General features: G+C 42.5%; 27 protein-coding genes. 14 read left to right on the top strand and 13 right to left on the bottom strand.

What is annotated here, in order from left to right:
* Positions 1 to 92 precede the first annotated feature (92 nt).
* Positions 93 to 344 carry a hypothetical protein gene (locus ACX0G7_RS11500; RefSeq protein WP_458923617.1) on the bottom strand — a complete coding sequence of 84 codons (252 nt, stop codon included), beginning with the start codon at positions 342 to 344 and terminating at the stop codon, positions 93 to 95.
* A 29-nt stretch (positions 345 to 373) separates the two neighbouring features.
* Entirely contained in the window at positions 374 to 1,324 is a 951-nt protein-coding gene (locus ACX0G7_RS11495) for an alpha/beta fold hydrolase (protein WP_458923616.1), read from the bottom strand.
* Between the two features lie 343 nt (positions 1,325 to 1,667).
* On the opposite strand from ACX0G7_RS11495, the gene ACX0G7_RS11490 reads away from it, so the two are divergent.
* From ACX0G7_RS11490 to ACX0G7_RS11480, 3 genes are all read left to right on the top strand, one after another.
* Positions 1,668 to 3,002 (top strand): metal-dependent hydrolase family protein, encoded by a 1,335-nt coding sequence (locus tag ACX0G7_RS11490; protein ID WP_458923615.1) that lies wholly within the window; start codon positions 1,668 to 1,670, stop codon positions 3,000 to 3,002.
* 84 nt (positions 3,003 to 3,086) lie between these two features.
* A complete protein-coding gene (locus ACX0G7_RS11485) occupies positions 3,087 to 4,472 on the top strand; it encodes a sulfatase-like hydrolase/transferase (RefSeq protein ID WP_458923614.1) in 1,386 nt (461 codons plus the stop codon).
* Positions 4,473 to 4,779: 307 nt separating this feature from the next.
* Complete coding sequence (locus ACX0G7_RS11480) at positions 4,780 to 4,977, top strand: DUF2652 domain-containing protein (RefSeq protein WP_458923613.1); 198 nt, start codon at positions 4,780 to 4,782, stop codon at positions 4,975 to 4,977.
* Between the two features lie 65 nt (positions 4,978 to 5,042).
* Here the strand turns inward: ACX0G7_RS11480 and ACX0G7_RS11475 are convergent, their stop codons facing one another.
* Entirely contained in the window at positions 5,043 to 5,318 is a 276-nt protein-coding gene (locus ACX0G7_RS11475; RefSeq protein ID WP_458923612.1) for a hypothetical protein, read from the bottom strand.
* 439 nt (positions 5,319 to 5,757) lie between these two features.
* Here ACX0G7_RS11475 and ACX0G7_RS11470 point away from each other — a divergent pair, with 439 nt between their 5' ends.
* Positions 5,758 to 6,624: an aldo/keto reductase gene (locus ACX0G7_RS11470; protein WP_458923611.1), complete on the top strand. Its 867-nt coding sequence runs from the start codon at positions 5,758 to 5,760 to the stop codon at positions 6,622 to 6,624.
* Positions 6,625 to 6,800: 176 nt separating this feature from the next.
* Here the strand turns inward: ACX0G7_RS11470 and ACX0G7_RS11465 are convergent, their stop codons facing one another.
* Positions 6,801 to 7,172: a winged helix-turn-helix transcriptional regulator gene (locus ACX0G7_RS11465; RefSeq protein ID WP_458923610.1), complete on the bottom strand. Its 372-nt coding sequence runs from the start codon at positions 7,170 to 7,172 to the stop codon at positions 6,801 to 6,803.
* Between the two features lie 141 nt (positions 7,173 to 7,313).
* Between ACX0G7_RS11465 and ACX0G7_RS11460 the strand changes: the two genes are divergently transcribed.
* The 4 genes from ACX0G7_RS11460 (at position 7,314) to ACX0G7_RS11445 (ending at position 10,475) form a co-directional block, all read left to right on the top strand.
* On the top strand, positions 7,314 to 8,105 hold the full coding sequence (locus tag ACX0G7_RS11460) for an SDR family oxidoreductase (RefSeq protein ID WP_458923609.1): 792 nt from the start codon (positions 7,314 to 7,316) through the stop codon (positions 8,103 to 8,105).
* A 21-nt stretch (positions 8,106 to 8,126) separates the two neighbouring features.
* Positions 8,127 to 8,306 (top strand): hypothetical protein, encoded by a 180-nt coding sequence (locus tag ACX0G7_RS11455; protein ID WP_458923608.1) that lies wholly within the window; start codon positions 8,127 to 8,129, stop codon positions 8,304 to 8,306.
* A gap of 295 nt (positions 8,307 to 8,601) precedes the next feature.
* Complete coding sequence (locus ACX0G7_RS11450) at positions 8,602 to 9,510, top strand: alpha/beta fold hydrolase (RefSeq protein WP_458923607.1); 909 nt, start codon at positions 8,602 to 8,604, stop codon at positions 9,508 to 9,510.
* 101 nt (positions 9,511 to 9,611) lie between these two features.
* Positions 9,612 to 10,475 carry a helix-turn-helix domain-containing protein gene (locus ACX0G7_RS11445; RefSeq protein WP_458923606.1) on the top strand — a complete coding sequence of 288 codons (864 nt, stop codon included), beginning with the start codon at positions 9,612 to 9,614 and terminating at the stop codon, positions 10,473 to 10,475.
* A 139-nt stretch (positions 10,476 to 10,614) separates the two neighbouring features.
* Here the strand turns inward: ACX0G7_RS11445 and ACX0G7_RS11440 are convergent, their stop codons facing one another.
* The 4 genes from ACX0G7_RS11440 to ACX0G7_RS11425 form a co-directional block, all read right to left on the bottom strand.
* Complete coding sequence (locus ACX0G7_RS11440) at positions 10,615 to 11,508, bottom strand: hypothetical protein (RefSeq protein WP_458923605.1); 894 nt, start codon at positions 11,506 to 11,508, stop codon at positions 10,615 to 10,617.
* A 239-nt stretch (positions 11,509 to 11,747) separates the two neighbouring features.
* Positions 11,748 to 12,164 carry a nuclear transport factor 2 family protein gene (locus tag ACX0G7_RS11435; protein ID WP_458923604.1) on the bottom strand — a complete coding sequence of 139 codons (417 nt, stop codon included), beginning with the start codon at positions 12,162 to 12,164 and terminating at the stop codon, positions 11,748 to 11,750.
* An 80-nt stretch (positions 12,165 to 12,244) separates the two neighbouring features.
* Positions 12,245 to 13,174 (bottom strand): alpha/beta hydrolase, encoded by a 930-nt coding sequence (locus ACX0G7_RS11430; RefSeq protein WP_458923603.1) that lies wholly within the window; start codon positions 13,172 to 13,174, stop codon positions 12,245 to 12,247.
* Between the two features lie 57 nt (positions 13,175 to 13,231).
* Entirely contained in the window at positions 13,232 to 14,131 is a 900-nt protein-coding gene (locus ACX0G7_RS11425) for a helix-turn-helix domain-containing protein (RefSeq protein WP_458923602.1), read from the bottom strand.
* 533 nt (positions 14,132 to 14,664) lie between these two features.
* Between ACX0G7_RS11425 and ACX0G7_RS11420 the strand changes: the two genes are divergently transcribed.
* From ACX0G7_RS11420 to ACX0G7_RS11405, 4 genes are all read left to right on the top strand, one after another.
* The gene (locus ACX0G7_RS11420) at positions 14,665 to 15,531 is read left to right on the top strand and encodes a helix-turn-helix domain-containing protein (protein ID WP_458923601.1); all 867 of its coding nucleotides are present in this window, start codon (positions 14,665 to 14,667) and stop codon (positions 15,529 to 15,531) included.
* A gap of 107 nt (positions 15,532 to 15,638) precedes the next feature.
* Positions 15,639 to 16,037, top strand: coding sequence for a nuclear transport factor 2 family protein (locus tag ACX0G7_RS11415; RefSeq protein ID WP_458923600.1), 399 nt, complete (start codon positions 15,639 to 15,641; stop codon positions 16,035 to 16,037).
* 234 nt (positions 16,038 to 16,271) lie between these two features.
* Positions 16,272 to 16,835 carry a Crp/Fnr family transcriptional regulator gene (locus ACX0G7_RS11410; protein WP_458923599.1) on the top strand — a complete coding sequence of 188 codons (564 nt, stop codon included), beginning with the start codon at positions 16,272 to 16,274 and terminating at the stop codon, positions 16,833 to 16,835.
* Between the two features lie 74 nt (positions 16,836 to 16,909).
* Positions 16,910 to 17,395, top strand: a complete 486-nt coding sequence (locus ACX0G7_RS11405) for a hypothetical protein (protein ID WP_458923598.1) — start codon at positions 16,910 to 16,912, stop codon at positions 17,393 to 17,395.
* A 25-nt stretch (positions 17,396 to 17,420) separates the two neighbouring features.
* On the opposite strand, the gene ACX0G7_RS11400 is transcribed toward ACX0G7_RS11405, so the two are convergent.
* The 5 genes from ACX0G7_RS11400 to ACX0G7_RS11380 all read right to left on the bottom strand — a co-directional run bounded on the left by ACX0G7_RS11400 (position 17,421) and on the right by ACX0G7_RS11380 (position 20,487).
* Positions 17,421 to 17,789, bottom strand: a complete 369-nt coding sequence (locus ACX0G7_RS11400) for a cupin domain-containing protein (protein WP_458923597.1) — start codon at positions 17,787 to 17,789, stop codon at positions 17,421 to 17,423.
* 52 nt (positions 17,790 to 17,841) lie between these two features.
* A complete protein-coding gene (locus ACX0G7_RS11395; protein ID WP_458923596.1) occupies positions 17,842 to 18,072 on the bottom strand; it encodes a hypothetical protein in 231 nt (76 codons plus the stop codon).
* 48 nt (positions 18,073 to 18,120) lie between these two features.
* Positions 18,121 to 18,489: a cupin domain-containing protein gene (locus ACX0G7_RS11390; RefSeq protein WP_458923595.1), complete on the bottom strand. Its 369-nt coding sequence runs from the start codon at positions 18,487 to 18,489 to the stop codon at positions 18,121 to 18,123.
* A 71-nt stretch (positions 18,490 to 18,560) separates the two neighbouring features.
* A complete protein-coding gene (locus ACX0G7_RS11385) occupies positions 18,561 to 19,472 on the bottom strand; it encodes a helix-turn-helix domain-containing protein (protein WP_458923594.1) in 912 nt (303 codons plus the stop codon).
* A gap of 709 nt (positions 19,473 to 20,181) precedes the next feature.
* Complete coding sequence (locus ACX0G7_RS11380; RefSeq protein ID WP_458923593.1) at positions 20,182 to 20,487, bottom strand: hypothetical protein; 306 nt, start codon at positions 20,485 to 20,487, stop codon at positions 20,182 to 20,184.
* A 1,239-nt stretch (positions 20,488 to 21,726) separates the two neighbouring features.
* Here ACX0G7_RS11380 and ACX0G7_RS11375 point away from each other — a divergent pair.
* Complete coding sequence (locus ACX0G7_RS11375; protein WP_458923592.1) at positions 21,727 to 21,855, top strand: hypothetical protein; 129 nt, start codon at positions 21,727 to 21,729, stop codon at positions 21,853 to 21,855.
* A gap of 9 nt (positions 21,856 to 21,864) precedes the next feature.
* A complete protein-coding gene (locus ACX0G7_RS11370) occupies positions 21,865 to 22,308 on the top strand; it encodes a DMT family transporter (protein ID WP_458923591.1) in 444 nt (147 codons plus the stop codon).
* Positions 22,309 to 22,447 lie beyond the last annotated feature (139 nt).

Genomic DNA, 22,447 nt, shown 5'->3' with positions numbered 1-22,447 from the left:
TAAATCTGTAGCCCGGATTGATAATTTTTCATAGACGAATTGGAACGATGAACATATATAAGCTTTGATTGTTCCCGTAGTAAGTACCAAATTTATGGGGCAATAGTCAGTTGCGTAAACAAGCCTTGTTCGCCGATCAATTGTAAAAACACCTCCAGTAAAGAGAAAAAGATCCAGAAGATGCATACCACTATTAACCATTGCAGTTTCGGGCGGGCCATAACCAACCAGGCGGCCCTTCCGGTATAGGCTGATGCAGCTGCCAGGCGAATAGCGGAAACAAGCTGATTTGCTTGCTGTGGTTTTTGATGCTGGTAAATGCCGAAAGCAGTAGCGCCTACCATAATCTGGCAATCTCGCGCTACGCAACCCATCATTCCAGCTGCTTTAGAAAATTGATAATATAACGGTTAACGGCTTCCGGTTTTTCCAATTGCAGAAAATGGCCGGCTCCGGGGATGATGTATTTCTCAAAGCCGCTAGAAAAAATGCCTTCCATGCCTTCTACGTTCTCCGAACCTATGCAGCCATCGCTTTGTCCGTGCAGGTAAAGCGTGGGGACAATAAAGGCCTTCCCGTCGTAAAAAGCAGCCTGGATTTTTTGCAGTTCCGGTTCCTTAAGCTCATAGCTTCCAAACGACTGCCGATAATATTCAACAGCCGCTTCTGCTGATCTGGTCTTTCGAAACATTTCCTTTACGGTTTCAAGGTGACTATTGTAGTCTTTCCAATCAGGACACCAGGTTTGAAAAAGGAAATCAATCATCGCATAATCATTGTGCTTTAAACCCTCCACTGCATAGGGCGACTGGAAGTAAAACAAATACCAGGACCGCTTCATTTGTTGAGGATTGGTGGTGTAGGAAGAAAAAAAGGCCGGGCTAAGCGGAATGCTCATCGTGACTATGGCTTTTACTCTCGCCGGAGCCAGTTTGGCGACACCGTACACGGCGCCCGCACCCCAATCATGCCCGATCAGGAATACTTTTTCTTCGCTGAAAGCTTCCACCAGTGCCGCTGCATCCTGCATGTAAAGGGTTGAATGTTGAATGGGGTTAAGGGCCATATCTCCGGGAGCAAACCCCCGCTTGTAGGGGGCAACGGCACGGTAACCAGCAACAGCAAGAGCCTTTAACTGTGAAGTGAAACTGTGCGGATTGTCGGGAAAGCCATGAAAAAGCAGTACAAGCGGGCCCTTCCCCGCTTCCAGGTAAGTGAACTGGTAACCGTTGGCCGTGATGTAGGCTGTTTGAATGGTTTGACCGTGCATAGCTTTATAGTTGAGGGTGATTAAACATGCTATGACAAAATTTGTCGCTGCCATAAAGCAATTTGAAAGTCTTCCGTCTTCATTTCGCAAAACACTTACCTGTTTGCAATGGTTCAAATAGTAGATCATTTTGGCTGCATGTCAGTTCTTGAAAACCATCGATTCGAAACAATGTTCCGAGGTGGCTAGTCTTTATCCTCACCTCGTTTGTGGAGAGACGTAGTTGCACGAGGGAGTTCAACCGACATCTTGTTCTGTTGCCTGAAGAGTATAGGCTGATATCTATTTAATATTTAGCTTCCTACCTGGCTTTAGATCCGTTTATAGTAAAAACTTTTCATAATTTTTTTTGTTGTAATCCGCCGTAATCATTGCTTACACACAACAAAACTAACATATGAAACAATTGCTGATAACAGTATTCATTTTTGCTACCGTACCAGCTGCAGCACAAAAGGTCATTCTTATCAATAATGTACAGATCTTTAATGGAATAGATGAACAAACCATAACCGGCAATGTGTTGGTTGCAGACAACCTTATTTCTAAAGTTTCTACTTCACCTATACCTACAACGAAATCAAGTAATACACTAATAATCGATGGAAGGGGTAAATTTTTGATGCCAGGACTAATCGACGCACATGTGCATACTATGATGGAGTCTATTTCCCTAGCCACGGGATTAAATTCAGATATCGGGTACATTACTCTTGTCGCTTCCCACGCAGCGGAAAAGCAGTTGCTAAGAGGGTTTACAACTGTACGTGATATGGGTGGGGCTTCTCTTAGTTTAAAAAAAGCCATTGATGCAGGATTAGCAAAGGGCCCCAGAATTTACCCCTCCGGAGCTTCTATCTCTCAAACTGGCGGGCATGGGGATTTTGGTTTATCAACAGACATCCCGAGGCAAGTCGGTAACATGTCATACCTGGAAAGAACGAACATGACCATTTTGGCTGATGGTGCAGACCAGGTATTGCTGCGGGCAAGGGAACAGCTGCGAAGTGGCGCTACACAGATTAAGCTTATGGCTGGGGGTGGTGTTGCGTCGAGTTATGACCCGCTGGACGTAACCCAATACACTGAGGCAGAACTAAAAGCAGCCGTGGACGCTGCCACGGCATGGGGCACCTATGTGACAGTGCACGCCTACACCCCCGATGCTATCAAGGCCGCCATTCAGGCAGGTGTTAAATGTATTGATCATGGGCAATTAGCCACTGAGGAATCAGCAAAACTAATGTCAGAAAAAGGTGTTTGGTGGAGCCTCCAACCTTTTTTGGATGATCAGGACGTGGTTCCCTTTCCTGAAGGGTCGGCCAATCGTAGAAAACAATTGGAAATGACTCAGGGTACAGATAATGCTTACAAGCTGGCCAAGAAGTACAATATAAAAACAGCCTGGGGTACAGATTGTATGTTTGATGCAAAGCTGGCTTCCCGTCAGGGTGCCCAGTTAGTAAAAATGACCAGATGGTATACGCCATTTGAAATATTGAAGATGGCCACATTCACCAATGCGGAATTATTGGCCTTGTGCGGCAAACGCAATCCCTATACCGCAGGCAAACTAGGTGTTATTGAAGAAGGCGCCTATGCCGATCTCATTCTGGTAAATGGGAATCCTTTGCAAAACATCAATCTAGTAGCAGACCCTGCCAGGCAATTTTTGTTGATCATAAAAGATGGCATCATCTATAAGAATTTAATTAGCCCACAGGGCCGCTGATACCTTATTACTTTAAACCCAGCTGAATCCTTTTAATTGTTTACCATGTCTGGTAGCATAACGCCGACTGCAAAATAATTAACCATGATTTTATTCCATTTTTTTGCGCTTTTGTTGTTTATACTCAGCATTTTCCAAGCAAATGCTCAGGAAAGACCAAATATTATTTTGGTACTCACAGACGATATGGGATACAGCGACGTAGGTTGCTATGGTAATCCTCTGATCAAATCTCCGTTCATAGACCAAATGGCCGCGAATGGCATTTTTGCAACCAACTTCCTGGTGGTATCACCAACATGCACACCGTCAAGAGCATCCTTGCTTACAGGCCGTTATCCTACACGGATGAATTTAGCTATACCCATCGGTCCGGGAGCTCACAATGGATTGCCGGCACGGGAGGTAACCATAGCGGAACAAGTAAAGACAGCGGGTTACCGAACTGCGCTTATCGGTAAATGGCATCTTGGTGACAGTAAATTGGAATACTTGCCCAACAACCAGGGATTTGATCATTTCTATGGCATGCTTTATAGCAACGACTATCGCCATCCTTACGAAAAGACGGACACAATTCTGAAAATATTTAGAAATACCACTTCGGTTATGTCTATGCCCGACAATAATGAATTAACGCAGATTTGGACAAAGGAAGCCGTAAAGTTTATCGATGCACAAACAAACAGGCAACCCTTTTTCCTTTACCTGGCCCTTAATACACCCCATCTTCCCCTCGGCGTCTCCCCGGCATATAGAGGAAAATCAGGTGCGGGTCTGCTCGGAGATGCTATAATGGAACTAGACACTTCGCTGAGAACAATTTGGCGCAAAGTAGAAGAAAAGGGATGGGCAGATAACACCATCTTCATCTTCACAAGTGATAACGGACCCTGGATCGATTTTCCGGAAAGGATGATGAACGATGGCATAACGAAACGATGGCATGTCGGTACACGAGGCATTTTCCGCGGTCAGAAATGGAATACTTATGAAGGCGGGCATCGGGTACCATTTATTATATACTGGAAGAATCAATTAGCGGCACGACAAATTTCGGAGCCATTTACCAATTTGGATATCTTTCCAACTCTTTCGGAGTGGTTACAAATTCCCATCAGTAAGGCACAGCCTGTAGATGGGCAATCCGTGACTCAACTGTTGGAAGGAAAAGCAAACAGGTTTCAGCACGCTCCTGTTTATTATGTAAATGCCATTCCCCAGGCCGTAAGGCAGGGCGATTGGAAATTGCGCATGACCTTTGTCGGCGATAGGGATTCCATACAATTGTTTAATCTTGTTGAGGATCCTGCCGAGCGAATAAACCGCTGTGGTGATAAGCCGGACCTGGTTAGATCAATGACAAGACTGTTGAAGGAGTATCCTGACCAGGCTTCTATTAGCAAGATTCCCGATTCAACGATTCTTAGTATCAAAAAGTTGCTTAGCACAGTTACAAAGGAGCAATGATAAACTAAGTTTACTTGTTTTAGTGTAAACCCATTATGCCATTTAAACGCTTCTTACTTACCACCAACAAATTGGCTTTATACCCTCTAGCATCAAGTGCATCCTAAGGTTGATCATAAGACTGAACCATTTGTTTGGATATATGCTTGTGATGTTGAAATAAAAGAAAAATATTTCTTTCGACAGGAATGCGAAAACTATGAGGATTTTTGGAAAAACCTTCATAAGAAAAAAAGGCAAGGCCGGCATTTACTTATGTCCAAATCAGTGAATTCATCGCAAGCCCGGTTAGGCGAGACTGCAAGAAATGCAAATAGCGAACATAGGCTATTATCCAGGATCGATCCACTTAATGCAAAACCGGAGGAGTTCGCCGTCGATACACCAGATCAGAAAGCAATCTTCTACAGTAATTATTCATTATGGCGTTATTGAGTATATATCAGTAAAAGGATTTTACAAGCTGTATGGAAATGTTGTTATCGAAGTACACCGGCTGCTTTAACCCGGAAGTAATGATGGCCTTACCCGAAATACTTGAAGACAGGTATGTTAAACGGTCGGAAAGAATCACGCCCTGATTACCAGTACCAACACCTTTTGAGTACCTGATGAGCCAAGGTTGGCAGATGCAATAATGGACAGAATGACAGCCAGCACGCCCAGTTTAGAATTAAGGGTGAGTCTTTTCGGAAAAATAAAAAATAAACCAGTAGAAATTGCTGTCCGCTGCATCATTAAATCGCTACAAGCTCTTTCAATTACTGTTCTGTATTCAGGAGGGTCACCATCGTTGGAACATTTTGAAAAGTCCGCAGGAATACCAGTAACTTTTGGCTTTTCCATCAATGTCTTTAATTTGGCTACGGCATTTTCGATGCTCTGTTTTGTTTTTTCATTGACTTCGGCTCCTTCGTCGAATCTCTGCGCAGTGGCGAATCGATACCAGCCGTTGAGCCACTTATGAATACGGTTTTATCAGCAAGCTTTAAATCCGATTTGCTTTTCGTTTTTGTAAGCTGTTGTTGCCTTGACTGTTAAACAAGTAGCAAACGACTGTTCAAAGTAAATACAAGCCCATGGCGCCCGGAAATTTCACTAGAAAATACCGTTGACCGGCCATTACCTGTACAAGACATCAGACCGCGCAGGTCGAAAGGAAATTCTGCAGAACGGTAATAATGACAGAGAAAACAGGTATTAATTATCTGGCTTAAAATATGAGACAACTACATTATCTGTCGCTATTGCAGACAGAGCGTTTTACGACACAAAACAGGCAACCATGGGCACATCAAATGCAGGTAAACGAACAATAAAACTTCCGTCAGGCAGATCGATACCTGTATTCGGCCAGGGCACATGGCTGATGGGAGAAATAGCATCCAGGCGGGATGCAGAACTTGCCGCCCTTCAAAGGGGCTTAGACCTGGGCTTAACGCTCATTGATACTGCTGAAATGTATGGAGATGGAGCCGCTGAAGAGCTGGTAGGCCAGGCCATAGAAGGCCGTCGTAAAGAAGTTTACCTTGTGAGTAAGGTACTTCCACACCATGCCACTAGCCAGGGTGTAATAGATGCCTGCCATCGAAGCCTGAAACGGCTAAAGACTGATTACTTAAACTTATACCTGCTGCACTGGCGTGGGGGAATACCACTTGATGATACATTGGAGGGTTTAACGTATCTCAGGGATCAGGGGTATATTATAGATTACGGTGTAAGCAATTTCGATACGGCTGATATGAAGGAGGCACTGCAGTTACCCGGAGGTGATGGAATAGTTACTGACCAGGTTCTGTATAATCTTGCAAACCGGGGTATCGAATACGACCTTGTGCCCTTGTGCCGTGAGCGCGCCATTCCTATCATGGCCTATTCGCCTTTAGAACATTCGCCCGAAGACCGCAGGAATATGCTCGAACATCCGGCATTAACGCTGGTTGCAGGGGCACATCAAGCAAGTCCGGCACAGGTGGCCCTGGCATGGCTGCTTCATCAGAAGGTAATTGTAATCCCTAAATCAGGCACTATAAAGCATGTAGAAGAAAATCGCCGTGCCCTGGATATCACACTTACGGAAAAAGATCTGACAAGACTCAATCAGGCCTTTCCTCCACCGCACAAAAAGATGCGGCTTGAGGTTAGGTGAGAAGTATAAGGAATCGCTTAACAACGATCCTGAGAGTGAGATACCTCAAACATTCCGCTTGCCTTCGGTAGGGTTCGGTGCCAACTATGTAATCCACAAGCAAATGCCATATGGAATGAATGGCTCTTGCCGGGGAAGCCCGGGTGGCTTATCAACAGCCAAAGATGCACTTGACCTTAATCTAAGGCAGAACTTCCAACCTGTTTTAGAATCAAATCCCGCAAACGGTCTTCGTGTGCATTACCCCATTGTCCAAGTGCGGCAATCACCGGGATCAAGGTTTTACCAAATTCAGTTAAACTGTATTCCACTTTCGGTGGTACAACGGGATAAATTTTTCTCATAACCAATTCGTGGTCTTCTAGTTCTTTTAGCTGCATATTCAACACACGCCTTGTTGCATCCGGAATTTTTCGTTGCAGTTCGCTTGGCCGTTTGTGACCCTCATTGATGAACCAAAGCAAACGGATTTTCCACTTGCCGTAAAGGACTTCACCTATCAGATCAAGGCCGCAATTTAAGTTCGGTGTTGTTTTTTTCTTGTACATGTTGCAAAGGTATACCTATGTCCAATTAAGTGAAGTAGGGGAGAAATTTATCCCTATACGAATCGTAATTCCGTACTTGTTCAGATCTCATTTACGCCTCAATTTTGACCTATCATCAATATTAAAACAAAAGAGTTAACCATGGAACCATTTCATTTCAACGATGAACTATCAGGCAAAATTGCTTTAGTAACAGGCGGTACAAAAGGAGCAGGAAAAGCTATTGCAGAACGGCTTTTACAGGCTGGCGCTACGGTTATCATCACGGCAAGGAACCCACCCGGAAAAGAAAACAGCCAACTACATTTTATTGCCGCGGATCTAAGTAAAGCAGAAGGAGCACAAAAAGTAACAAGCGAGGTGCTGTCTAAATTTGGGAGGCTGGATATTCTTGTAAACAACCTCGGTTCTTCCGAAACACCGGCTGGCGGTTTCACCGCGTTAACGGATAAAGATTGGGAATCAACACTGCAGGCGAACCTGTTGGCACCCGTTCGACTGGACAGAGGATTTTTACCGCAAATGATTGAACAAAAAAGCGGTGTAATTATTCACATTGCATCCATTCAGGGCAAACTGCCTCTGTACGATTCTACACTGCCTTATGCGGCTGCAAAGGCAGGATTGATCAATTACAGTAAGAGTTTATCCAATGAAGTTACCCCAAAAGGTGTGCGCGTGCTAACTGTTTCGCCAGGGTGGATAAACACAACAGCATCGAAAGCCTGGCTGGGCGAGATTGCAAGAAATGCAAGTAGTACTGTTGAAGAAGCCCGGCAAGGTGTCATGAATGCATTGGGTGGAATCCCTTACGGCAGGCCCGCCGAACCGGAAGAAGTAGCCGAATTGGTTGGCTTTTTGGTTTCACCCAGAGCCAACTACTTGACAGGAACAAATTTCGTCATCGATGGAGGAACCGTGCCAACTATCTAATCAGTAATAAAAACCGACAAAATGAACTTACCAAAAGTATTGGCCAATTTAGTTAAAGCACAAAACGATTTTGACAGCACAGCCTATGCAGATTGTTTTTCTGAAACAGCAGTGGTGTTTGATGAGGGAAAAACCCACACCGGAAGAAAAGAAAAGAACATTGGATTGCTGATGCCAATGAACGATACAAGGCTGTCATGAAGCCTGTGGGCTTTGAAGAAATTGGGCCGGAAAGCCTGTTAAAAGCAGAAGTCTCAGGAACGTTTCCCGGAAGTCCAATTGTAATGACTTATCATTTGCATATCGTTGATGAATTGATACAGTCATTGAAAATTACAGGCTAAAAAGGAATGGCTCACCCATTAAATTCCGCTCAGGGAAAAAAATACAAGGATCGTCCTCTTTTGTCCATTTACTTGCCTGTATAATTGAACCAACTTTGTGCTATCAAACAACAAACAAAAACACTGATTTGATAACACAAAAAAACAAAACAATGAAAACAATCATTTCCAGCTTCAGCCTTTTGATCATCCTCATTTCGACACAAGCCCTTTTTGCGCAAGGGAAAAGAGTACCAGCGGCCCTGGGTAGAGAAGATTACATTGAAGTAGAAAAAAATGTACGCCTCCATGTAACCGATTTGGGAGAAGGACAACCTATAGTACTGGTCCACGGATGGCCTCTCAGCGACGCAATGTATGAATACCAGTATCAGTACCTGGTACGGGAGGGATTTCGGGTAATTGGCATTACACTCAGAGGGTTTGGTCAATCAGATAAGCCTTATGGGAAATACAACTTTGATGTTTTTTCGGATGATATTAAAACAGTGCTGGAAAAATTGAACATCAGGAATGCAACGTTGGGCGGCTTTTCGATGGGTGGTGCCGTTGTTCTTCATTACATAACAAAATACAATGCTGCACATGTAAGTAAACTGGCTTTGTTTGCTGCGGCAGCGCCCTCCTGGAAACAGCGTGATGGCTTTCCATATGGAATATCGGATGAAGGTGCAGAAGGATTGATAAAAGCCACCATGACCAGCAGACAAGATCTGATTGCAAGCTTTGGCGCTGGTTTTCCAGCAAAGGAGGGCGGTATCTCGAAGAACGTAGAAAAATGGTTGGAAAACATGAACCTGGAAGCTTCTCCTTATGCCATCACCGAGTCTATTACCGCCTTACGTGATCTTGATCTGCGCCCTGAATTATCAAAGATCAAAATTCCGGTGGCCATTTTTCATGGTACTCAAGACAAGCTTTGTGATTTTGTCTTCGCTGAACAACTCAACAAAGGAATAAAAAACTCTTACATCGTAAAATTTGAAAAAAGTGGTCATGCCCTGTTTGTGGAAGAGATGGAAAAATTCAACACAGAACTGGAAAAGTTTGCAAAGGGATAAATAACAATAATAATAGCGACCTGCGGAGGCGGTACAGCTCCGCAGGTCTTTTAGTACGAAAGAATAAGCTTATCTAAGAATTAAATTATTTTAGCAACACCATGGCCCACCAAAAACTATTTGATGCAGGTTTGAAAAAGATTGGACTCCTTCGGGTAGAGAGTGAAAATGCATCCCGCATTAATTTAGAAGAATACAAGTCCTACATCAAAGTGCTTTACTTGCCAAAAGGGTATCGCCTCAAAGTTGATTTTAAATTTTACAGCACGGAGAGACCATCGCTTTTCTTTATCAGTCCAAACCAGTTTTTGCACATCGATAGCTTTGGAATTCAACCGGGTCATCTTATTTTTTACAACCGGGATTTCTATTGCATTCAGATCCATGATGAAGAAGTAGCCTGCGATGGTTTGTTGTTTAACAACATTAATAATATGCCAATGACCTCCCTGGCGGAAGAAGAAGCAAGTTTTATCAACTATCTTTTCACACAAATCGAAGATGAGTTTGAAGTGAATGAGTCGTCACAGGAAGAAATGCTCCGCACCTATTTGAAGCAGCTATTTATCAAGTCTACCCGTTTGTGGAAAAAGCAGCATCTTAACAACGTGACGATGCAGCAAAACAATGAACTGGAGTTTTTTCGGCGCTTCACGCTTTTGGTAGAAAAACATTACAAAGAAAAACACAGTGTTGCCGATTATGCTGATCTTCTCTTAATGGCTGCAAAAACACTAACGCATAAGTTTAAACGGCTTAATCTGCCGCAACCGAATGAGGTTATCAAAAGCCGTTTGATCTTAGAAGCCAAAAGACTACTCGTACACACTTCTCTGTCGGCAAAGGAAATTGCATATGACTTAGGCTATGAAGACCCTGCTTACTTCAGTCGCCTGTTTCAATTAAAGACCGGTGAATCACCTTCCGGTTTCAGATCCAAATACCTGTCGCTACAAGAACAATAACTGTTCATGCCAGCTTCGGTCGGCTGGACGTTTTTCAAAGAATCGGAGGGTCAATCGTTCTCCTATCGTCTAGCAATTATTCATCAGCCACCAGTTTGCAAAACGATTTTATCGGCAGGACTTTGTCTCTCACTGCGGCCTAATAGTCATCGATAGCGTCCGTGGTTTTTTCTAGCTCTGCCTCTTTTTCGCTCTTACCTGGGAACAATTCTCTCGCTGTCAAAACTCCCTCCTTTTTAAGCTTAAAAAGCTCTGGGATGTAGTTCCCGTAAACCGCGATGGCACTATCACCAACGGTCTTAAAATATGGCTCTTGATAAGTAAGAGTAAATTCCTTGCCGTCGTTGTTCTTAATTCTGGTGGGGAAAAAAATCTGTTCAACAAAGTCAACCTTTTCCGGTTTCACAGTCGTGTGCTTATTATACGGATGCGCGTATTCACTTGAGTAAGGTCCTGCCCAACGTCCGTCTTTTGTTTTAGCTAGAGGGTCGAACATGTATTTCTCTTGATAGAACTTTCCTTTATATTCTGAAACAAAAAGCAAAACGGTTTTGTATTTTATAAATTCCGGTGTCCCGTAATGATCATAGGCTTCAAATTCGATGACATCTTTCTTGTAATTTCCATAAACGGGTTGGAGGATTCTGTATTTTGCTCTCACTCCATTATCAAAATCACCTGGTTTGTGCGGGATGGAAGCAGTTTCAATCCTCTCTCCAACAAATACAAATAAAGTGTTTTTCCTCTCTATCTCGCTTGTGGTGTCTTTAGCGATCAATGGTTTCCCCCCAGCTGCGGCGTTCGTTGATGAATTACCACAACCCATGCATAAGATAGGTAGTGTCGAAAAAATAAGTTTACCGAGAGGTGTCATAATATGCTGCCCAACGAGCAGGGCTTTCTGCTGTGCTGATTTTCTCTGTTGTTTCAGCCATGCACTGTCGCTGGGTAAAGATAGAAAGCTGATTGTATATTCCAAAGCCTGGTTATGTTCGTTCAGCCCGGACTGCAGCTGATAAGCGATATTTCCCATGCCCTAATGTCTCATAATTTTTCAATTTGCCCTCTGAGAAAAAATAGGCGCCTCCCCAGGCAATAGAATCCAAAGAAAATAAGCCTTTGAAGAAGACCTTTGTATTACTCACAAGTAGCCCCGAGCGTTGAAACCTCGAACTTTTTGCTCCAGGATTTACCCGATTTGTTTCCCCTATTGCGAATTACCGAGTAAAACCGACCGTCGAAAATTCGAGTTTTTCGAGGTCTATACTGGAATTATTTTAGTGTAATGCCAAATGCTTTTGCCATTACAATTTGGTTGAAGTATTCGGTGTATTCAATCACTTTGCCGTTTTCTAATTTAAATGTTCCGAGGTAATCGTTCTCATACTTGCCTCCTGCCTTTATCTCGATTTCACCCCTAAACTTTACAAAGAAAAAGTTGGGGTCCTCGGTGGCAAATATTTGCCTGGGAAATTTCATCTGTCCGAAGTTGGCAGTAAGCCCACTGTATTGTTTATAAATCCCCTCTGCACCATCGAAACTCTTAGGGAATCCTTCAGGCGAGTATGGATTTAGTTGTTTCCCATTTTCGGCAAACACCTCATTCAGCATTTCAAACTTTTGTGTTTCCAATGCAACGAAGAAATTGTCCACTACTTTTTTATTCTTTTCAACCAGTGATCGATCCATGTTGTAAGATCTTTTTTGTTATCAGATGTTTGTTTGCATCCCACCAGGCTTCCCGGTATCACCAGGACTTATCCTGCTTATCATGACTTTATCAGTTGATTTTTAAAGAAAGCACTGACTTTTTCTACGGCAGCCGCCACCTGTTTTGGCTGATCATAGTAGTCGAAATGATAGCCGTCGCCCCACACCAGTTCTTTTTCTCCCTTTAGCAGGTTATAAAACTTCTTTGCGTTATCCGGAAGTGCACAGCCATCGGAATGAAACATCATAAACGGCGTTGAAATAGTTGTTGCTTTAGGGATGGGGTCAAAGTCAAGCCAGCTTTCCCAACTCATGACGGCAAACTCATTCTTCCATTCTTTGACGCCCCCGCCCCTGGTCTTGTCCATATAGTATTCCATCGGCCCCACATGTGATGCGGATTTGTCGGTATTGCTGTATGCAGGAATGATTTTGTTGTTGCCGGAAATTGCGAATTCTTTTTTTGCTTCTGCGCCTGCTTTTCGTAAAGCTTCGATATTGTCTTCACTCCCGTAAAGCATTGGAAGTACGTCGGCGTCAGGAAGCCAGGCTACTACGGTTGCAATTGCCTTTATACGGTCATCTTCAGCAGCCAGGTAAGCAACATTTCCTCCTGTCGTACAAACACCCAAAGCGCCCACCCCCCGTACGTACGGAAGAGACAGTAGAAAAGTAACAGCAGATTGGAGGTCTTTTGACTTTAAAGCTGGATCTTCATACTGTCTGGGTTGCCCTTCGCTCTCTCCGAAGTTCCGGTAATCAAATGCTAAGGCAACAATATCGTGTTCTGCTAATTTCTCAGCATATGTCCCTGACATTTGTTCTTTCACCGATGTTAATGAACCTCCTACGACAACGGCAGGATATTTCTTTTTTTGGTCAAAATCGGTTGGTGTATAAAGGTTTCCGACCAGTACCAAGCCATCGCTGTTGAATTGTACTTTTTGCTTCATTGCTTTTAGATTTTGCTGTTTGAGGTGATAACACAAAGATGCTGTTATGTTAACGGAGTAAGATAACGGCGCTCAAAGCAAGAATGACAAAATTCAAAGGGTGTGGTTTTCCCGGTACTGTTGGGGCGTGAAATACGTTCCTTTTTTAAAGAAAGAGTTGAAGTGGGTTGGCTCTCGGAAAGAAAGCCGGAAAGCAATTTCTTTCGCAGTAAGGTCCGTTTGCCTCAATAGCGACTTTGCTAAAACAATAAGTTGATTGTGAATGATATTTGTTACGGTTTTGCCAGTAATTCTCTTAACTACGGCATTCAAATGGTTGGGATGAACCCGCAGTTTTTCCGCATAATAAGAAGGATAGCGAATGTTCTGCGTTGCTGCTTCATCTGTCAGAAGCGTTTCAACAAGTGACTGAAAACGGGAAACCAGCAGAATGTCGGCTGTTCTGTTGTCTTGGTTACCGCTGCTCTTTGATTCCGATTTGTCGAAATACCGTTTTGTAATCAGCAGCAAAAGCTGGGTAAATGATTGAATGAAAAGGAACTTGTCTTTGTTGTTCGAATGATATTCGTCAAAAATTTGTTGAAAGATTCCATTGGCAAGTCGGGCATCTTCCATTGGTAAATTCATCGGAGAAACCGTGTCCAGTCGAAAGAAGGGAAAGTCAATTATGAAGTTTTTCCAACATGGATTTAATCCCAGAAACTCACGGTCGAAGATAATGTACCACCCTTGCCAATCCAATTCAATCTCCCAGGTGATGATTTGATAAGGAGAATTAAAAAACAAATTGCTGCTGAGGAATCTGCCGTTCACCTCCCGATTATCGCCCCAGTTTCTTAAAGCGACCGCGTAAAACTCGTGCCGGAATGGTGGCTGTTTCGGATTGACCGTTTTCATATTGTCCTCAAACCTCCTGATGTCGAAATAGGGATGCCTGGGGAAAGGAATATTTATTTCCTTGCAGTAGTCCTGTATGGTCGTTATTGTTTTCAATTTCTCAAATCATCTTTCAACTTATTTTTTCCTTTACAGAATCAAACAGAAACCTAGACCCCAATTTTTCTTTACCTCAGTTTATCCATCAACTAGTAAGTCTGCCCCAAGCCATATCCGAGCATTTCAGTTGAAGTTATTTTAAAGACGACATTATATAAAATGATTTGCTTTCTTTTTATACGCGCTGCTATTTAAATGTGGCTCTTTGAAAAATGTTTAATTTTTTTACCGATTTATATCTAAAACACTAAACAGCAATTGTGATGGGCAAAGCATCACGACACCTGTCTTATTTGTTCATTCGGATGGTTCAGCACTTGTTATCAAATCTGGAATTGGCCGACCCTTCTCATCAAATCAGCTCACCTGCTCCTACACAGGCCCAAAGAAGCCCCGGGGGTGGAAAACATTTTGTTTAATGTCTATCTTTCATAAAAGTTCATCAACTAAACCTTCAAAATGTCATTTTTTTTTGTCTGAGTTACAATTGTCAGTTGATAGCATTCACCAGCAATAATGGCCACAAGACGATGAAAAGAGAACTCCCTCATAATTTTCAATTTCACCAGTACCTTCAGAAAGTCCTTGGAGCAAGTGATCCATCTGGCACCTTCTTTATAGCAACAGAAAAGGACTTTGCGAAAGGCGGAAACATCGACTATCCTTACCGGAGCTATTTCTACGTAGTAGCACTCATGCACAAAGGTGATTGCCGATTGCGGGTTGGGGTCAATGAATACGACATAGTGGACAAAACCCTAAGCGTTGTAGGGCCTGGAATTGTCCGCAGTTGGACAAAGAATGACTGGCAGGCAATTAACCACACCATCTTTTTTAAACCCGACTTTTTTGACCCACCCTTTGCCAATGGATTTTTACAGCACTATGTTTTTTTCAAAGCGGGTGTCAATCATGCGATCAAACTGCTTGATACAGACTACCGGAAGGTAAGCGGCCTTTTAGAATTACTGCAAGCTTACAAAAGCAACAAAAGGGTTAGTCAAGGTATTTTCTTCGCTTTTTTGGAGTTGGTTGATCAAATCTATCAAGTAATAGGTGACGGGGTTAATCAAAGTACCCGAAATCAAAAGATTTGTAATCAATTTGCGGGCCTGTTACATGCTCATTACAGAGATGAAAAAGAGCTTTCCTTTTATGCAGAAAAGATGAAGATTACCCCCAAAACTCTCTCTGATATTTTAAAAAAGGAAACAGGACGATCCGCCAAGCAGTCCATAGATGATTACATCATTCTGGAAGCAAAAAGTCTTATGAAACAAACCGGGATGAACATCAAAGAAATCGTGTATTGGCTGGGGTATGAAGACCCATCTTATTTTACAAAGCTGTTCAAGAATAAAACGGGCATCACGCCGCTTGAGTACCGAAGTTCGTAACGGAAAAAACTACCAGCCTTTCCGTAGTTTGCTCTACTGGCCAGGATCGTGGTAATGTAGTTTTGTGCTGTTCATGTAATTATCACAAAACACTAAAAACAAAGGTTATGATCACCCAGAATCTTCGCATCAATCAACTCTCCGCCGCCGCTTTTGAAAATTATCTTTCTTACCTGCGTGCCATCGATGGCAAAGACATAGAAACCTACGGAAAGTTTCTTGCAGACGATATTTCGGTTCAATTCAACAACGATCAACCCATGCAAGGAAAAGAAACAGTCCTTCAAGGCCTGGGTTACTACTGGCAATCCTTTGGAAGTGTCGAGCACGACCTGACTAATATCTATGGAAGGGATACAGCTTATGTGTTAGAGGCACAGAACCACTACGTGCGCAAAGACGGCAAAATGGCAACAGTGAAGGCCGTCGCTTTCACAGATCTCAATGATCACGGCCTTGTAGAATCTGTCCGGATTTATCAGGATGTGTCGCCAGTTTTTGCGTAATGCTTGCTTACAAGCGAATAAAGTAGAAATATTAGTTGTACCGTGTATTACGGTGTAATTTCAAATTCGGTGGGGTCTACTTCTTTGGGTTGAATAAAAAGCATGGGACAGCCGTTTTTTGTGCTGTTTGTGAACGTGTTTACTTTTGTGTTTTCAAAGCAACGCGTGTTGCACGTTCTGCAGTAGATAATGTACAAGCCCCCTGCTTTCTGAAATGTCCAAACTAGTTTTACAATGGAAGCGTTACGAACATTTATCAAAAGCAAAGTCCCAATCATAGAAATTGACTTGGACACGATACTTGCCGGGTTTCGTGAGATCACAGTAAAGAAAGGAAAGTTGCTCCACAGACAGGGACATATTATTAAGGATTATTTCTTTGTTCTGCGTGGTGGACTGCGCATCTACATGGATACCGGTGAAGAAAAAATCACCGGCTGGATTGCCCTGGAAAATGACTTTTTTACAGAGCTGTCAAGCCTGAAGAAGCAGATGCCTTGCAGGTTTAGTATCCAAGCTATAGAGGATTGCATTGTGCTTGCCATCTCCACCGAAAAAATGGAAGAATATTATCGTAGTTACCCTGTTTGGCAACAGTTTGGAAGAGAGGTCTGGGAAGATGCTTTTCTTAAAGTTGTCGATGGCATTATTTCTTATCAAACGCTCACAGCGGAAGAACGGTATCGGCAAGCAATGGAAAAATCCGATCTGCTGCAACGGGTACCGCTAAAAGACCTTTCTTCTTTTTTAGGGGTTACTCCCAACTCATTGAGCCGGATTCGTAAGAATCTCAAGTGATACGTTTTCTTACCATTTGGTAGATTCTTGAGGATGTTTCAACGCCATTTTTGAGGTATAAAACAAACATGGCAATGAAAGAGAAATCGTTCGATTTGATGTTGGCTTTCAGTCTTTTCTTTTTAGCACACTGGTTCTATGGTAATCTATACGAAGAGATTGTACTGGCACCCAACCAGCTAGTAAACAGTTATGCAGCGCTCCAAGCCTGGCAAGGATATTTTACCCTCACCAACCAAATTTACTACTATGTTCCGTTTACACAACTAGCCGTCCTTGCTGTGTGGTACTTGTATTGGAAAACGAGCCATCCCACACGAAAGCAGCGATTGAAAAAGGCAGGTATTTACGGATCTATCGCTATTGTGGTAACAGCGTTAATTGTCACACAGCTAAATATGAAACTTTTTTTTGGCGACCTGGCACAGAATAAGGACAGGCTACATACCCTGTCAATCATCTGGCTTATTGGTAACGCGGTGCGAGTGGTGGTGGTTGGCTTCAGTCTTTATCAAGTGCTTATGGTATTTGTGGAAAGCCGAAATACAAAGCACTTATAAATCAAAAGGTGTGGATTGCGAAAGATTATCCTGTGATTTCAGCAATCTCAAAATCGGTGGGGTCTACTTCTTTTGGTTGAATAAAGAGCACGCGACAGCCATTTTTTGTGCTGTGAGGTCCGTGCTTTTGCCCTGGGTCATGAGCAAAGAAAGCCCCCGGCCCATAGCTGATACCGTCGTTAATGAAATCGCCTTCCAGTACATAATGTTGTTCTTCGGTTTTATGGTGAATGTGTGCTGGGATGAAAGCGCCGGCTTCCATTTTAAGTTCAGCAAAAACGGGCCCGTATTTCGTTTCTACATTCAGGAGTTTTACAAACAGCTTATCTATAGTAGCTCCGGGGATCGGAAATGGCATATAGTCCATTTCATTTGATTTTTTGATATTCTCCATTTTTTTAGGTTTAATTTATCTGAGATTTAATTGTTCCGACTTGAGACAGCACCTACAGCCAGCCCGCTATATGCCAGGATGCTACGATTATTCCATCTTCGATCTGGTAAAAATCCCAGGTCATAAAGGATCGTTTTATTTGTTGCCGGCACCCAAATAGATTGCCGGCATGGGTTGCAGTTACTTCGCCAGGCACGGCCACAAGATTTCTTTCAACAACGGTTTGTAAATCGTTTCTTTTGAAATAAGGTGGTGAAGAGAAGAAGGGTTTAATCGCCTTCAAATATTTATCGAGGTAGCTGCCTTGACCGGGAAATGCTGGATAAACATTCTACACTAAAACGCTGTCTTCAACGCTTACCCCGGGGTATTGAATAAACATCAGTGTACAGCCTTTCTCTGTTGTATGCGGTCCGTGGGCGACGCCGGGGCCATGCACCAGAAAAGAGCCAGCGTTCAATTTCTCACCATTGTTGATCAGCTCACCTTCAACCACATAAACAGACTCGACAGCTTTTATGTGATAGTGTCGTTGAAGAAAGGCACCGGGGGCCAGTTTCGCCATGGCAATAAAAGGTGCTTGCTGAATATCAGTGTTGGGAAATGCGGCCAAAGTATCCCCGCTCCAACCGGGTAACGTGAAAGGCACCCACCCGATGTTTTCTGCTTTTATGATGTTTTCTTGTCCAACTGCTGCCATAAACTTTTCGTTTACTACAAAGCTTCACGAAGCAGGCTTTAAGATGACTATCAATTTTTCAGAAAAAACTATCAATCTTTTTCCATCGACAGGCTTGCACGGTATGCAGACGGCGTTTTCTTTTCGTAGGTTTTAAAAAAACGCATGAAGTTCGATGGTTCATCAAAGTTCAGCTCGTAGGCAATCTGTGAGATATCCAGGCTGGTGTAGGCAAGCAGGCATTGGGCTTCAAGAAGCACTCTTTGCCGAATAAAAGCGCTCGCGGTTTTTCCCGTTTTCTTTTTGATTGTTTCACTCAGGTGCGTCGGATGAACATTCAGCTGTTGGGCATACTCGTACACCGAACGCTGTTTCGAAAAAAAACGATTGACCAGGCTTTGAAAATTGAAAAGGAGTTCTTCTTCTCTTGACACCGGCAGTAGCGCGGTGCTGCGGTTAATTCGTTGCGCATGAATCAACAGGATTTTAATGTAGGAGCGAATCATCTCAAACTTCCATTCCTCGTTACTGCAATATTCTTCCAGGATGTTTTCAAAAACAATTTCCACCTGCCTGCGGGACGCTTCCGGCACCGGCGTAACGTGGATTTTATCCTGGTGAAACAAGATGAGTTCTTTTAGCAGCAAGCTTCCCTGGATGGAATAGGTAAGAAATTTGGGTTTGACCAGCAAGACAAACCCTTTCCAGTTGCTTTTTGTTCGTTTCCAGTGAATGAGTTGATCCGGAGAGATAAAGAAAAAAAGGCCACCTTCCCTGCATTCATAAGCTTTGTCATTCACATGCAGTACCGCATCCATATCGGTCGCAAAAGTGATGTGAAAGAACGCATCCTTGTAGTACGGCGTTTCCAGCACCACGTTATTGATGACGTCTTCATAGCGGAAGATGTGAATGTCGTCGTGAAGCGTTTGAATCCCGGTACTCAAAGCGGCGTGCCATTCATTGATGGAGTGGTAGAAGGGAAAAGTGCGTGGTTCCGGCATAAATTGGTTTGGGTATGTCTTGCTTAATGATTCGACGAGCCGGTACGAACAACAAGGGATACCAGCGGATGGTTGACGAATAAGTCGTATTCGTTTTTATACTTTTAATTGATTCTTAAGGAGCCTAATTACAAGGAAGTCCTATCGGTTCACAATAAAACTTTCAATTAAGCTTATGATGATTGCGAGGGACGGAATGGCTAGACCAATTATAAAAAGCATTAGGGTTTTTTGATAATAGAGAACCGTATTTTGTTTAGGATAATTCATGTTCAATACCCGATATATAACAATCAACAATATCGGTATACATAAGCAAAGACTAACTCCGGTTACTATTTCTTTGAGTCTATGACTTATAAATGCTTTGGTGATCCACATAGCCGCAAAGTTCAGTATGAACCCCAGCAAAATGCCTGCAACATTAACCATTGGCTGTCGGTAAGGTTGTAATTTATCTTCCATCCTACATTAATTGATGTTGAGTTCATTCTTTAGCTTTTTCACCTGAGATTGCATAGCCAACTTTTATAGATCTGACGGGTAGTAGGGATAGAAACTTTCCAAACTGCCCGTCCTTGCCTTTCAAGCCTACATATTTTTACAACTCTTTTAAAAGTAAGATATAGGCTGCAAATTACAAGTAGTAGTTCCGGTATAAAATACCTGTATATGGTTAGCAGCAATTAACTGGATGGGTGAATTGAATTTACCTGGAAACATTTTTATAAATCACACCATCTTTCATAATCAGTAAAAAATTTTTCTCAGGGTCTTCAAGCAGTTTTATGTTATGAATAGGTTTGCCATCAACTAGTATCAAATCGGCATAAGCCCCTTCTTCTACAACGCCCAATCTGCCATGGGGGTAAGGGTTGCGTTTGCCGCTCATGGCCAGCAATGCTGCATGAGCACTATTTTTTCTGGTGCTTTGCTTGCCCGTGTGTTCTGTGCTTGGGAAAAAATGTATGCGAGTGACAGAATCCCAGTAAAGAAAACTTTCAAAATTGAGCATCTTAACATGGTCAAAAATTGTTCGTTATTATAATACCTGGCTACATCAGTATATCAGTTGTCAATTTTCAGAACCAGAGTTCGTGTTACGTGGTCCCGGTATAGAGGAGGGCAAACCGTTTCCATTTAAGAAGTTCTAAGTACGACCGTTGCCTAATCCTATTGAGATCCCGGCGCTAAGAGTTACCCATGCATGAAACCCCTCCCTCTCATTGTTTATTCCAAGACGATTTGAAATGCTGCCGGTGAGAGACAAAAGTCAATTTCGATCATATCAAATTAGACAATCAAATATTATGTACTAAATTTTGTTTAACGAGAAGATGAAAACGTATAATATTTATTCAACAAACAAATTGACAATGTCTATCCTTAGTTTGAGTTTATCAGATGATTAAAATTCGGTCAAAGTTTCAGGACACTTTTTGAACCAGACTATGGACAATATTTACAAAGAGGCTTGTGGCTTCCCCAAACTTCGGCGCTGAGATGAGCATTGAAAACCGCGCATTAAAAAATCTCATCGAAAAAAAGTTATTACGCCACAGTAAATGCAGTCTGCAGACTGTTTGATCGTTGATGAGCAGCCTGGTACCTAAAAGGCGTGCACATTTGTAGGTATATCCGGTGCTCAAGCTTTACTTGTTGCGGTATGGAAGAAATTTTCGATTTTCCGGAACCTTTTTTATGCATACAAAGATAAATAAAATATCAGACCGGTCAGGAAAAACTGCAGCTAACCCCGAATAAACCAGGCGCAACCTGTGCGACACCCAAAAAAGACGAAAAGAGAAAATGCCGGAAAGCCCGGAACTTTTGTAAAGTTTTCGCAGCCCCAAGGGTTGAAAACTCGAACCAAATCCTACAGGATTTAAAGGATTCAGCAGCATTATGAGGTAATTAAGGGTATTGCCATCCCATTGAAAGTTCGAGTTTTTTAAGGTCCATTGAATTTAATGTGTTGTTATATCTGAATACTCACTCCCATTCCAGTTGCCTGCCAAAGTCTTGCCTAAAGGAATTTATATCTCCCTTACTAGGCAAAGCCACTCAAGCTGCTTTAACTTAATACTTATAAAGCAAAATCTCCGTATATCCTCACTCGCTACTGTCTTTCCTATCATTACAGTCCGCAAAAATTGAAGTAAAAAATCAAAAAAGAGAAACTGCATTGCAAAATGAAAGCTAGGAGAAGCCTTCACCTTTATTGGGCAATAAGAAATAACCTGAAAATTGAATCATGAAAAATATTCCAATCGATGGCTTCGGGAGAATAGGCGCGGCGGCGTTTACAGTTTTGATGGAATGGGAATTTACAAATCAAATGGTCCGGCAAATGCTTGCCACGTTTTCAATGATCGACCACTAAACCTAAGATATGAAACTTATTTGGCTCCTTATCGTTTTCATTTGCGGGGCGCTATTGCCCTTTCAAGCTGGTTTAAACAGCAGATTAGGGCGATCAATTGATAGTCCGCTTTATTCGTCAATGATCTGTTTTATCGTTGGTGCCATTGCGATGGCATTTTATATCCCATTTACGAAAGAATCTATTTCGATCACCAGCTTAAAGTCCGCAAGTTTTTATTACCTGGTTGGAGGAGGTATTACTGGTGCCATTTTTATAACCGGAACAATGCTTGCGCTACCGCGGATAGGCATGGCATTAACCTTTGGACTAGTGTTGGCGGGGCAAGTTATTATTTCTGTATTACTAGACCATTTTAATATTCTTGTAGAACAGCCGCATGCTTTCAGTTTATGGAGGCTGTTAGGAATTGCGCTAATTATATTGGGAGTTCTTATTGTACAAAGGTTTTAATTTAGTTCTTGAAAAGAAACTTAAATGACATCTTCTTTAAGAAAATGTGACACTATTATATCTCTTCACGATAGAGGTTATACAGAAGACTTTGCTATGGACGGTAACCGCTTCTTCTGGGTACAACGAAAAAAACAGA

It is taken from the genome of Flavitalea antarctica (assembly GCF_054461535.1).
The sequence above is the reverse complement of the archived record's forward strand: the minus strand, read 5'-3'. Positions and strand labels throughout refer to the sequence as shown.